This window comes from Affinundibacterium amnicola, assembly GCF_014284275.1.
Taxonomy (GTDB): Bacteria; Pseudomonadota; Gammaproteobacteria; order Burkholderiales; family Burkholderiaceae_D; genus Undibacterium; species Undibacterium amnicola.
On the sequence record NZ_JACOFU010000007.1, the window covers coordinates 68,330 to 80,945 of the forward strand.

At 45.8% G+C, this 12,616-nt stretch carries 10 protein-coding genes and 1 other RNA gene; 7 read left to right on the forward strand and 4 right to left on the reverse strand.

The window, feature by feature from the left end; all coding sequences use genetic code 11:
* Window positions 1–6: 6 nt before the first annotated feature.
* The 4 genes from mraZ to H8K33_RS15680 form a co-directional block, all read right to left on the reverse strand.
* A complete protein-coding gene (gene mraZ, locus H8K33_RS15665; protein ID WP_186891991.1) occupies window positions 7–435 on the reverse strand; it encodes a division/cell wall cluster transcriptional repressor MraZ in 429 nt (142 codons plus the stop codon).
* Window positions 436–950: 515 nt separating this feature from the next.
* The gene (locus H8K33_RS15670; RefSeq protein ID WP_186891992.1) at window positions 951–4,142 is read right to left on the reverse strand and encodes a bifunctional diguanylate cyclase/phosphodiesterase; all 3,192 of its coding nucleotides are present in this window, start codon (window positions 4,140–4,142) and stop codon (window positions 951–953) included.
* A gap of 344 nt (window positions 4,143–4,486) precedes the next feature.
* Window positions 4,487–4,836, reverse strand: an RNA gene (rnpB, locus tag H8K33_RS15675) — RNase P RNA component class A.
* Window positions 4,837–4,972: 136 nt separating this feature from the next.
* Window positions 4,973–5,593 (reverse strand): chalcone isomerase family protein, encoded by a 621-nt coding sequence (locus H8K33_RS15680; RefSeq protein ID WP_186891993.1) that lies wholly within the window; start codon window positions 5,591–5,593, stop codon window positions 4,973–4,975.
* A 385-nt stretch (window positions 5,594–5,978) separates the two neighbouring features.
* Between H8K33_RS15680 and H8K33_RS15685 the strand changes: the two genes are divergently transcribed.
* The 7 genes from H8K33_RS15685 (at window position 5,979) to H8K33_RS15715 (ending at window position 12,584) form a co-directional block, all read left to right on the forward strand.
* Window positions 5,979–7,391: an MBL fold metallo-hydrolase RNA specificity domain-containing protein gene (locus H8K33_RS15685; RefSeq protein ID WP_186891994.1), complete on the forward strand. Its 1,413-nt coding sequence runs from the start codon at window positions 5,979–5,981 to the stop codon at window positions 7,389–7,391.
* Window positions 7,392–7,546: 155 nt separating this feature from the next.
* The gene (locus H8K33_RS15690; protein WP_186891995.1) at window positions 7,547–8,269 is read left to right on the forward strand and encodes a hypothetical protein; all 723 of its coding nucleotides are present in this window, start codon (window positions 7,547–7,549) and stop codon (window positions 8,267–8,269) included.
* 110 nt (window positions 8,270–8,379) lie between these two features.
* Window positions 8,380–9,033, forward strand: a complete 654-nt coding sequence (pxpB, locus tag H8K33_RS15695) for a 5-oxoprolinase subunit PxpB (protein WP_186891996.1) — start codon at window positions 8,380–8,382, stop codon at window positions 9,031–9,033.
* Window positions 9,033–9,986 carry a 5-oxoprolinase subunit C family protein gene (locus H8K33_RS15700; RefSeq protein WP_186891997.1) on the forward strand — a complete coding sequence of 318 codons (954 nt, stop codon included), beginning with the start codon at window positions 9,033–9,035 and terminating at the stop codon, window positions 9,984–9,986. Before pxpB ends, H8K33_RS15700 begins: the two co-directional genes overlap by 1 nt.
* Window positions 9,976–10,740, forward strand: coding sequence for a 5-oxoprolinase subunit PxpA (gene pxpA, locus H8K33_RS15705; RefSeq protein WP_222613451.1), 765 nt, complete (start codon window positions 9,976–9,978; stop codon window positions 10,738–10,740). The genes H8K33_RS15700 and pxpA overlap by 11 nt, the downstream gene beginning before the upstream one ends.
* A 105-nt stretch (window positions 10,741–10,845) precedes the next feature.
* Window positions 10,846–11,586 (forward strand): DUF969 domain-containing protein, encoded by a 741-nt coding sequence (locus H8K33_RS15710; protein WP_186891998.1) that lies wholly within the window; start codon window positions 10,846–10,848, stop codon window positions 11,584–11,586.
* Window positions 11,583–12,584, forward strand: coding sequence for a DUF979 domain-containing protein (locus H8K33_RS15715; protein ID WP_186891999.1), 1,002 nt, complete (start codon window positions 11,583–11,585; stop codon window positions 12,582–12,584). Before H8K33_RS15710 ends, H8K33_RS15715 begins: the two co-directional genes overlap by 4 nt.
* The last annotated feature ends 32 nt before the right edge of the window (window positions 12,585–12,616 follow it).

The following is a 12,616-nucleotide window of genomic DNA, read 5'->3' on the forward strand; positions in this document are numbered from 1 at the left end:
GTTCGATCAAAAGGAGAAATTGCTTAATGCATCGGGCATGCCATCAGCGATTGCCTTGGCTTCGTTTTCAGCGAGTTTGCTGGCATCCCAAATTTCAAAATGCGAACCCATGCCCAAAACCATGACGTCGCGCTGCATGCCAACCGCATTGCGCAGCTCAGGTGCGACGAGGATGCGGCCATTGCCATCCATTTCCACATCACAAGCATTGCCCAACAAAATACGTTGGTACGCACGCGCAGCCATAGGCCAAGCAGCGATTTGTTCGCGATGCGACTCCCAAGTTGGACGGGGGAATAATAAGAGGCAGCCATCAGGATGGCGAGTCAGGGTGACGCGACCTTCGCACTGCACATTCAAGGCGTCACGGTGCTTAGCAGGAATTGACATCCTGCCTTTCGCATCGAGATTGAGTGCAGAGGCGCCTTGGAACACTGGATAACCCTAAATTTGAAATCGATCGTAAGAAACTTGGGTGAAAAACTTTATGGCGAATTTACACCACAAAAAAACACTTTTTCACACTTTTCCCCACTTTAGAGGATCACTTGAGCATGGTCAAGCGAATTCACACATGAAAATGTGAAATTAATGAATAAAGTCAATGACTTAGCGCACACACTTAAAACAGCGCGCAAAGGAATATCTCAATAAATTAGATACTTACGAAAGATACTGAAAGTAGGACATTACATATACCCATGTGTTTAGGTATAAAAATAGGGCGCGAAAATGGCGAATTAAATGCCACAGCAAGTAATTGCGGGAGAGTAATTTATTGCGACTAGGGAAGTCCCAAGATCCGAATACGTGGGGAAACTTGCGCTTATTTACGCAAATTCCACAACTCAGCCAAAAACAAATAAACAAACAAAAAATACTTGTTTCCTATTAGGGCGTGTTGACCTAAATAAGAGAAGCGATAAAAGATAAAAAAGAGTGAAGCAAACTCAGACTGGCATATTCGCACCTTCCAGCAAAGCCACGAATTCTTCCAATGGAAGCGCTTGAGAAAAATAAAATCCTTGATATTCATCGCACTGACATGACTTTAAGGTCTCAAGCTGAGTCACATTTTCCACGCCTTCAGCCACTACTTTCAGTCCTAAGGTTTTCGCCATCGCGACAATCGCCAAAACGATCGCCGTATCATTGGCATCCATTGGCATGTCTTGAATAAAAGAGCGATCAATTTTCAGACTATTCACAGGGAAACGCTTCAAATAAGCCAAGGATGAATAGCCTGTACCAAAATCATCAATCGATAAGGTGTAACCAGCCGCATTTAATCCATCCATATGATCGATTGCCTGCTCATGATTATTCATCACCATGCTTTCGGTAATTTCGAATTCAATACTTTCAGGCATGACCTTCCAGAATTCTGTCACTTTCTGCAGTTCTTCCAACAAAAATGGGTCATTAAATTGCGCCCCCGACAGATTAATTGCCACTCGGCCAAACTCCTCTTTAGCTGCCTTCATTTGCGCAATATCGCGGCAAACGATATCCAATACCTGCAGTCCCATCTTGCCAACCAATCCAGCCTCTTCCGCCAATCCAATGAACTGTGTCGGTAAAATGATGCCGTTATCAGGATGATTCCATCGTATCAAAGCTTCGGCACCCAGAATTTTCCCGCTCGCAACGCAGACTTTCGGTTGGTAGTACACCAAAAATTCACGATTTTCCAATGCGCGCCGCAACTGCGCTTCAAACGACAAACGTTCTATCGTATGCACATTCATGTGTGCATCGTAAAACTGGTAATTGTTTTTCCCGTTATGCTTTGCGCGGTACATCGCGATCTCTGAATTTTTCATCAAAATCTGCGCATCGATGCCATCTTCGGGATAAACAGCAATGCCGATACTGGCGCTAATTTGTAATTCTTGCCCGTTAATATCAAACGGGACTGCCACAACCTGCAGTAATTTGTCGGCGATATCGGTCAACTCGCGCGGCGTCTTATAACGATCGAGCAAGAGCATGAATTCATCACCACCGACACGGGCAATAGTGTCGGATTCCGATAATGTTTGCTTCAAGCGAGACGCGATAGTACACAAGACCTTGTCGCCTTCGTCATGATCGAAGCTGTCATTGATCGCTTTAAACCGATCTAAATCTAACAACAAGACTGCAAGGCTTCCCTTGGTCGCTTCCGCATACACCAAGGCTTTAGATAAATATTGATTGAATAAAAAACGATTTGGCAGCTTCGTCACTTCATCATAATGCGCTAGTCGAATCGCTTTTTCTTCGGCACGCTTGCCTTCAATCGCGATACTGGAAACATCGGTCGCAATACTGATCAAACTCAAATCTTCATTGCTAAGTGCGGCTGAGGATTCCGTGAACAGGGTGAAGGTTCCTAAGATTAAACCTGTCTTACCCATAATCGGCCAAGAGCCTACTGCTGCATAATTTGCCAGTAATTTACGTTGCGCGATAAATTCCATTGTTGGCGATTTGGGAATGTCTTGAGTCCAGACTGGAATCAACTCAAGCACCGCCTCACTCCAAACGCCATTTCCATGACAAACTGGTGCCTCATTCAATTGACGGCGCAAAATTTCAGGAAAATGATGCCCGACCGTTTGCATAAAAACCCGTTGATCAACGGAAAGCAATTGCACGCCACAATGCCAATGCGGATTGTTTTTTTCCACGAAGTGGCAGGTATCAATCAGAATTGATTCCAGACTTTCACTACTACCAATTAGCTGCAATAACTGATTTTGACCTTGCAACAAACGCTCCGCATGCTTGCGCTGTGAAATGTCACGCATCACACAAAAAACCATCGGCTCTGTAGAAATTTTTACGCGACTTAAAGTGACTTCGCTAAACCAATCTTTTCCGCGACGGTGTGCGATCCATTCAAACTTTTGCACCTTGCCTTTAAACGCAAGATCGACAAATTTCTTGATCGACTCGGCCTTTTTTGCAGCGACGGTTGGTTGGGTATAACGCAGGTCAGCAGAGAATTCGCCAATATCAAGACTCAGCAGATCTGCCTTACTATCAACCGCCAACATTTCTAGCGCATTTTGATTTCCATCGACAAAATGATAGCTCTTATCAATCAGCAAAATGCCATCTTGTGCATCTTGAAATAGCAAACGATAACGGCGTTCACTATCGGTTAATTTTTCTCGTGAGAGTTTAAGATGATGTACCTTTTTGTACAGCAAAACGGCAAGCAGCAAAGTAAAAATAATCGATAAGGCCGCAAACAATAATCGCTGCTCTAGCCGCTTTTGCCACTCCAATAAGATGGTATCGAGGTCACGCCCGAGCACGACCACTAAGGGAAAATCTTTCATTTTCAGATAACTATAACTGGTCGCTTTATCTGCGCCAATCAAGGTACTTTCAAATCGTCCTTGTTCGCCAAAACTATCTTTTACACTCGCAACAACCGCCTCATCTGCCTCTGTTTTAAAGGTGTTCTGCAATGTCATTGCCTGGACGATGAGAGCGCCTTCCTTATCATATAAAGAAATTTTTGCACCCAAATCCTTGGCTACCCGCTCGTAGAAATCCTGAAAATAGCTGAGATTAATCTCAGCTTGCACTTGTCCAGTTGCCTGGCCACTGACAGAAAAAATATTACGCGCCAACGGCAAAATTACTTGCGTCGATTTTTTAGGGGTATATGGTGAACCAAGCTGTGCTGCTTTTTGATAAGCATTGACGGGCTTATTTAAGTAAGCAATATGATCTTGCGTTGATAAATCAACTGGCTCGACCGGAAAACGGGAAGAAGATGCGCGTAACAAACCATGGCGATCAATCAGCGATAATGCGGCAATAAATTCGGAATCACGACGTTGGCTACTGAGAATCTGACGCACACTCGCTTCATCGTGCAACACTTGATCGCTCTTTGATTGAAGTTCTTCGGCAGCGACAATAAGCGCACGAGAAGCATCATGCAAAACGCGATTCGCATGTTCTTCCAAGATTCTCAAGTTCAATAAATTATTCTTGTTTGCGGTAGCCAAGACCATCGTTCGGTCTTGCACGATCGACCACCAAGTTTGCGCCACGATCGCGAGAATAATGAGCAGTACACAACTGACTAAGAGCCAAACAGGCACTTCTTTTGTTTCGTGCTTCTTTGTACTACGCACCATGCATCACTCCTGATTTACTGATCAATTTCAAATACCAAAATGTCTCTATAGACTACAACAATTGGTATTAGGACTTTCGCAAAATTGCGCTGGCTAGGCGTGAAGCCGAAGACAGTACGGTTGCTTGGCCTGCCCCTGCGAAGGCAGGGGGCGAGGCGAACCAACGACGCTAGCGTCTGTTTTGCGTAAGTCCTAGGTATTAAATTAGTGTATTAGAGTGTAACACTGGCATATCTACATACCAAGAAATGTGCAAGAAACTTGCAAAAAGTCGTATGAATAAGTCGCTGCAACAACGCAAATTTGAAATGCATTCACAAGAAGATGTGAGCGGTGGGATATAAAAATGAAGCAGGCCGGTAGGCCGGATTCTGTTACGGCGCTTTGCATCGCTGCATCACGCTATGACAATCATTCCTCTAGGCGACGGATTACTCCGCCGCTCAAGCTTTCTACCCGCACGCTCAGCGAGCCACCTCAACGCGTGCCTATTTGAAATTGCTCCGGGTGGAGGTTACCGCGTTTCACCGTAACTAAATACGCTCGTCTCTGTGGCCCTATTCCTCGCCTTATACCTTAGCTTGCGCCTTGGATTTCAACGTACGGCCGTTAGCCGTCACCCTGCTCTATGGAGTCCGGACCTTCCTCCCGTCACCGTGTGAGCACGGCAACCAGCGATTGTCTGGCCTGCTTCGGGCGCTATTGTAACAGCTAGCGTTAAAATCCTTAAGGACGAATTGCGTGCGAAGAATGTCATCTTGAAAAAAACACCAAGCTGCCATCAGGCGCCTTGGTGTTTTTTAGGCACAAAATTGGCAGATGGGCAGATGTTAACCAGCTTTTGCGTTCAACATTTTCAATTTGAGTGCGTCATCGGCAGGATCTTTTCCTATCCAAATGCGCAGAACCGCGTTGTAAAAGGCTGGATCATTGATCGTTTCACCAATTTTCTGACCATTAAACTGGCAAACCACACCTGTGCCAGGTATCCAATCAAACGTGAGGATGTCACCCTTTTTCAAAACAGGAACCAAAGAGAACATCTTGCCAAACGTAATCATTGGTTTAATCAACTTAGAGCGCTCATCCATATCCAGATTGTTTCTCAAACCATCCATAAAGCGCTGACCTAAATCATCATTACTCAATTCACGCATCATCACCAAGGTAACGCGCTTTGCACCAGGCAAAGCCAGTACTTCAGGGGTGGTATTCTTTTCCTCAGGCAGATACAGCGCGGCGACGTACACTTTGAAAAAGACCTTGTAGCGTACCCCAGCACCATTCAATTTCAATGTCTGCGACCCAATTTGTACCGTGTCGTCTAATTTAACCCCCGATACCGTAACCGTATCGGCATGGGCAGCCGGTGTCAGTGCGAGTGTCAGCGTGGACAAACAAATCAAGGCAAATGATGCCAACCTCGATTGAAGATATGGTGCTAGTTTCATGGTGTCTCCTAAGTTTTTTAATGTCACTCAAAAATATTTCTGAATGATCGTTTTTTTACTCTTAGAAGATAGTGAAAATCTCCAACACACGCAAGCGATTGCAGCGGGAAAAGTCAGGATTGGAATGCATCCTCGAAATCTTTCGCCAAAAACCTTAAAGAAAGACTATGTAATTAGTATTCAACCTAGCTTAAAAATTAAGCACAATGACGCATCGAACAAAGAAAGAAATAGTCGTATGCAATTCCGTAGCAAGTGTCTTTGATCAGAATCAAATAAAGAATGATGTCAGTCTAGCCAATTCAGGCATACACTAGCTCGTTGGTTGATCGCTGTTTCTCATTATTCATTGCAACTTATCGCTATTTTTCATCAGGAAAAACTCATGAAAATCTCATTTCACGGCGCAAACAAGGATGTCACCGGCTCATGTCACCTGATTGAGTGCGCCGGAAAAAAAATTCTCATCGATTGTGGACTGTTTCAAGGCGGACGAGATCTGTCTGAAGAAAACGCTGAGGATTTTGGATTCAATCCAGCTGACATAGATTTTTTGCTGCTAACCCATGCACATTTGGACCATTGTGGACGAATTCCCTTGCTTGTGAAACGCGGCTTTAAAGGGGAAATCATCACAAGCTCGGCAAGTAAGGATCTAGCTAGACTCGTGCTCTTAGACTCCGCACATTTGCAAGAAGCTGATGCCAGATCGCAAGCACGCAAACAGCAAAGGCACTCACAAAAAAAAGTGCTGTCTGAAGAACCGCTTTACACACTTTACGATGCCACCCGCAGTTTTGACTATTTTGGCAGAATTGCGCATTACAACAAAGCAATCAAAGTGGCTGCTGGCATCACTGCTACTTTTTACGATGCCGGACATATCTTAGGGTCGGCCAGTATTCATCTTGAACTAAAAGAAGCGCGCAAAACTTGCTGGGTCGTTTTTTCTGGCGACATCGGCAGCAATGGCCGCAAAATTTTACGCGATGCTGTTGTACCGCCACCAGCCGATGTTGTGGTGATGGAAACCACCTACGGTGATCGTCTGCACCGCTCTCTGGATGCCTCCGTCAAAGAATTTTATCAAGCAATCAGTGATACGTTTCAGCATGGCGGTAACGTCATTATTCCGACGTTTGCATTAGAACGTGCACAAGAAATTTTGTGGTATCTGCGCGAAGGAGTAGAAAAAGGAAAACTGCCTGCATCGATGCATGTGTTTCTTGATTCTCCGATGGCGATTTCTGCTACTGAAATTTTCCGCGACCATCCCGAATGCTACGATGAAGAGGCGGCTAAATTACTCAAGCAAAAACGTGATCCATTTCATCTCAACAACTTGCACATTACCCGTGACGCTGCTGATAGCATGGCGATCAATCGCATCACGAGCGGTGCAGTCATTTTGGCTGGTTCTGGCATGTGTACTGGCGGTCGGGTCAGGCATCACTTAAAACATCATTTGTGGCGTAAAAATGCCAGCGTGATCTTTGTCGGTTTTGCGGCAAAAGGAACTCTCGCCAGACAAATCATCGATGGTGCCAGAAGCGTTCGTTTATTCGGCGAAGAGATTGACGTCAACGCCAATATTTACACCATCAATGGATTCTCCGCGCATGCAGATCGTGCAGAATTACTGTCTTGGCAATCGAAAATTCAAGCTAAGCATACAGTGTTAGTGCATGGTGAAGAAGAGGTCATGCATCGCTTTGCCTCGCAGCTCAAAAATACCCAGGTCGTCATTCCTGACAAGAATCAGTGCTTTACATTGCCTGACTTTACATTACATGCATAAGCACGTCGTTTATGCTCTTCGACAATTCACTATGCATTAAGTCAGATGATTAAATATCCACTACCAATCATGCCAGCAAGGTAAAATTTGCGTTTTTCAGGCTTGAATGCATTACGGTTCTGTCCTGATCGTATGATTAACTGATTGGAGTTTCTATGTTTTCAAAAAAAGTTCTGCAAGTCGCCTGCGCTGGTTTATTTCTTACTTGTTCAGGTTTGGTGTCGGCAAACAACGACTTTACACAACTCAAAACTTTAAGTCAGTCGGAATTCAAACGACTCGCCGCGGATTTCACTTCCGCCGCTAGTTATAAAGGCGTGACACCTGCCGCGGCTTCAGGCATCACTGGGTTTGACGTCGGCACTGAAGTGTCTTTCACTCAGCTAGCAAACAAAAGTGTCTGGAAAAAAGCCGGATCCGACGTATCTACCTTGATTGTTCCAAAATTCCATATTCACAAAGGTTTGCCTTTCAATCTTGATGTTGGCGCTTCTTTAGGTGTGGTTCCAGATTCGAATATCAAATTAATCGGCTTGGAAGCACGCTATGCATTATTAGAGGGGAATGTCGCCTTGCCAGCGGTAGCCGTGCGCGGTGCCTACTCGGCAATATCCGGTGCTAGCCAACTCGGCTTTAATAGCACGAGTGTTGAGCTACTCGTCTCCAAAGGATTTGTCATGTTCACACCCTATGTCGGTGCTGGCCGCGTTTGGGGGAAATTGACACCTAATGTCGGTGGTCTACAAAAGGAATCAACGACTGCCAATAAATTATTTGCTGGTTTAAATGCGAATTTTGGCTTGATGAATTTAGCGGCGGAAGTGGATCGTACCGGCGACAGTGACACGGTTAGTGTGAAACTGGGCTTCCGTTGGTAAGCCAAGCGAGCTGATCATTAGACACGACGTAAATACATAGGTAGTAGATGAATATGCACATGAGTAGGTACATTCCGCATGCTAAATAATTTTCTCTACTGAGCGCCAGTGTGAGTGCGCTATTTACGAGCTATTCGCTGGGTGAACGGGCTGTTGTTTTACAGTCCCTTGATCCACAAATCAGTGAGGAATGCCAACGCATTATTTGGCGTATTGCGCAACAACTACGTGAACAGCTGTGTTATGTCGACATCGTACCAGGCATGAACAATCTGACTGTTCTGTTTGATCCACAAAAATTTCAGGCACAGCACATTCTCAAGCAATTGCACGCATTCGCTGACAGCACCAAAGCCCTAGAATTTGAACCACGTGAAATTCAAATTCCGGTGAAGTACGGCGGATCATATGGGCCTGATCTGGCGTTTGTCGCCGAACACTGCCAACTCGAGCCAGATGAAATTATCGCACTGCATAGCGCGGGCACTTATCTGGTGTATTTTCTTGGATTTCAGCCTGGCTTTGCCTATTTAGGCGGACTAGCGCCACAGCTCACGACACCTCGCAGAGCAGAGCCACGTATTCGTATTGAGGCAGGTGCGGTCGGTATCGGCGGCAATCAAACTGGTATCTATCCTGCAGCTAGCCCGGGTGGCTGGCAAATTATTGGTCAAACCAGCGTCACTTTGTTTGATGCACAGCGCGCACAACCAAGCTTACTTCAACCAGGCGATGTTGTACGTTTCATTGTGGAGCATTGGTAATGTCCGACGAATTTCCGACATCCTCCATCCGTGTGCTGAAAGCCGGCATTCAAAGCACGGTTCAAGATCTTGGTCGTCACGGATATCGCCACCTAGGCATCGCACAATCTGGTGCCTTAGATCGCTACTCACTACAACTAGCCAATAAATTAGTCGGCAATCCGGAACATGCCGCAGGACTGGAAATTGTGGTCGGTCCATTCGAAATACAATTTCACCGCGATAGTTGGTTTGCATTATGCGGTGCTAACTTCGGTGCAGTGTTGGATGGCAAAAGCATGGCGAAGGCATGGCGACATTTTGCCCGCGCAGGACAAATCCTTCGCTTACAAGGTGCTTTCAAGGAATCTCGTGTATATCTGGCGATTGATGGCGGCATCATCAGTGAACCGGTAATAGGTTCGCGCGCCACGAATTTACAGGCAAACATCGGTGGACATCAAGGAAGAGCACTACAGAAAGGTGATCAGCTGGACTTAGGCCAAGCTCAGTTCTTTCATCGCTCAGTCGGCGTGCAACAAAGAATCTGGACACCAGAAGTACGTGCAATTCGCGGTCCAGAATATGCACAATTCAATGCTTGCTCACAAAAGAAATTCTGGCAACAAGCATGGAAAGTCAGCAATCAAAGTAATCGTATGGCGTATCGACTGATTGGTGACCCCATCCTGCGCGACGATTCAAGCGACTTAGCATCGCATGCAGTATTTCCAGGAGTCGTACAGGTGCCTGCCAATGGCCAAGCGATGGTCTTACTTGCCGATTGTCAAACAACTGGCGGTTACCCTAGGATTGCCTGCGTGATCGAAGCCGATTTATGGAAAATCGCGCAAACACCAATAGGACAACATTTCTGTTTTATTGAAGTCAATGCCGAGATTGCGCATGCCGCACAGCAGAAGTGGCATCGAGAATTAGCGAGAATCGACGGAGCGAACGATATTGAAACCTAAAGAAACAACACGCGGCACGATCGATCTGAACGCAGACTTAGGGGAAGGTGGTGCACACGATGCCGCGATATTAGCCATCGTCAGTTCTGCCAATATCGCTTGTGGCGGACATACAGGCGATGCAGAAACCATGCGTATTGCCATTCGCTTAGCCAAAGACCATGGCGTGAGAATTGGTGCGCATCCCAGTTTTTTAGATCGTGATAATTTTGGCAGAAGCCCCCAACATCCACCAGCGGAGCTACTATTCACACAATTATGCAAACAAGTCGATGACTTAATCAACATCGCTGAGCAAGAAAACTATGGTGTGACGCATCTCAAGCCACATGGGGCTTTGTATAATCAGGCGGCCGACGATCCCTTGCTAGCGGAGGTGTTGATCCGTGTCATTCAGCATTGCGACCCTAATCTAAGCTTGTTTGGTTTAGCAGGAAGTAATTTACTCCAACTAGCGCAAGCGTCTGGAATTAAAATCAAAGCAGAAGCCTTCGCTGATCGACGCTATAACAGCGATGGAAGTTTACGCGCACGCCGCTTCGCCGACGCCTGCATAGACCAGGACGAAGAAGCTGTGCAACAAGTACTGCGTTTGATCCGCCATCAAGAATTGTGCAGTATTGACGGGCACCTCATTCACATCAAAGCAGATACGTTTTGTGTACACGGTGATGGCGCGCATGCAGTGCAACTACTCAGCAGCATACGTCAACAATTGATTGCTTGCGGCTACCAAATTGGTAGTCAATCTTAGCGCCTGGATAATCTACAGAAAATCGACAGAAAATTGATAGCAAAATTTGTTGCGCCCACAAAGACATCCATCAATATCAAAGACACCTAACCGGAGACACAACTTATGGATAGTAATTTATGGCTACCGCTCATCGGCATCCCTATCATCGTTGCAGGATTTGCGCTGCGCTTTAATCCTTTAATGGTGGTCATTGCAGCTGGTTTGGCGACGGGCTTAGCGGTTGGTATGGATATCGGTCTGCTATTAGAAACTTTCGGCGAGAAATTTATGAATAGCCGTCAGCTTGCCAGCATTATGTTAATTTTGCCGGTGATCGCTTTGTTAGAAAAATATGGCTTGAAAGAACGGGCACAAACTTGGGTGGCGAGTATACGAAGCGCGACAACGGGCAGAATCTTAATGCTGTATTTTGTGTTGCGTCAGTTCACCTGCTCACTTGGTTTGATTAGCCTAGGCGGCCAAGCGCAAACAGTCCGCCCTTTATTGTTTCCGATGGCAGAAGGTGCTGCCTTATCCAAATACGGCAATTTGCCAGATAGCTTGCGCCAGAAAATCGCTGCCCATGCTGCCGCTTGTGACAATGTTGCGCTGTTCTTTGGCGAAGACATTTTTATCGCATTCGGTGCAGTTTTATTGATGACCGGATTTCTAAAAGAAAATGGCATCACCGATGTTGAACCCTTAATGATCGGTTTATGGGCGATTCCGACCGCAATCTGCGCTTTGATTATTCATTTAATTCGTCTCTCGTGGCTAGATGCACAAATAGCGCGAGACGTTCAAGTCTGGCAGCAGGCACAAGCAAAAGCACAAGCAGATGAGCAAGCAGGAGCACAAGCATGAATGCCTTAAATCAAACCGCGTCAAGCCTACTAAGCATACAAGTGGTTTTTTATTTAATCGGCATCATCGTCATGGCAATCGCGTGGATGAGTGTGTGCGATCGTAGCAATCCTAAACGCTATACCACTGGCTTGTTTTGGTTCTTATTCGGAATAGGATTTTTGTTTGGCGATGCGATGGTGGCGACATTGGGCAAGCCACTAAGTTATAAAATTCTCGGCATCATCGTTATGCTCTTGGCGCTAATCGCAGGTAGCAATTTACTTGGAAGCGGACAATACCAAACTCACGCTGAATGGGATAAAGCAGCATTCGCACGCAAGTTTAAAAACAAGCTTTTTTTACCAGCGATTGCGATACCTATTATCACCGTTATATTAAGTAGCATAGGTAAAGACCTGCGAATTGGGGATTATTTCTTACTGGATCAAAAAAACCTGACGCTGGCTTGCTTGACTATCGCTTGTCTTGTCAGCCTGATTTATGCTTACCAAATTACAGGAGGGACGCCAGTCGTCGCGGTACAAGAATCAAGACGCCTAGTCGATGCGATGGGATGGGCATTGATCTTGCCTTTGATGCTGGCCATGTTAGGTGGCGTGTTTGTCGCCGCTAAAACCGGGCAATCGATTCAAAGTTTAGTCACGATGCTGATAGATCCAAGTAGCCGCCTCGCACTGATCGTGATTTATTGTGTTGGTATGGCGCTGTTCACCATGGTGATGGGAAACGCATTTGCAGCATTCCCTGTGATGGCTGCTGGTATCGCCTTGCCCTTCTTAATACAACAACATCACGCTAGTCCAGCACCGCTAGTGGCGATTGGTATGTTGTCTGGTTATTGCGGCACTTTAATGACGCCGATGGCAGCCAATTTCAATATCATCCCTGCCGCACTGTTAGAATTAAAAGACAAATATCAGGTCATCAAATATCAAATTCCCACGGCGATTGCGGTTTTAATTTGCAATATTATTTTGATGTACTTGCTTGTGTAAATTTCTAATTCTGCCAATTATGTCGACTATGT

Excerpts from the sequence above, each read along its gene's own strand:
- H8K33_RS15685 (WP_186891994.1), top strand. The coding sequence starts at position 5,979 with ATGAAAATCTCATTTCACGGCGCAAACAAGGATGTCACCGGCTCATGT.
- H8K33_RS15670 (WP_186891992.1), bottom strand. The coding sequence starts at position 4,142 with ATGGTGCGTAGTACAAAGAAGCACGAAACAAAAGAAGTGCCTGTTTGG.
- H8K33_RS15690 (WP_186891995.1), top strand. The coding sequence starts at position 7,547 with ATGTTTTCAAAAAAAGTTCTGCAAGTCGCCTGCGCTGGTTTATTTCTT.
- H8K33_RS15715 (WP_186891999.1), top strand. The coding sequence starts at position 11,583 with ATGAATGCCTTAAATCAAACCGCGTCAAGCCTACTAAGCATACAAGTG.
- H8K33_RS15680 (WP_186891993.1), bottom strand. The coding sequence starts at position 5,593 with ATGAAACTAGCACCATATCTTCAATCGAGGTTGGCATCATTTGCCTTG.
- H8K33_RS15710 (WP_186891998.1), top strand. The coding sequence starts at position 10,846 with ATGGATAGTAATTTATGGCTACCGCTCATCGGCATCCCTATCATCGTT.
- H8K33_RS15700 (WP_186891997.1), top strand. The coding sequence starts at position 9,033 with ATGTCCGACGAATTTCCGACATCCTCCATCCGTGTGCTGAAAGCCGGC.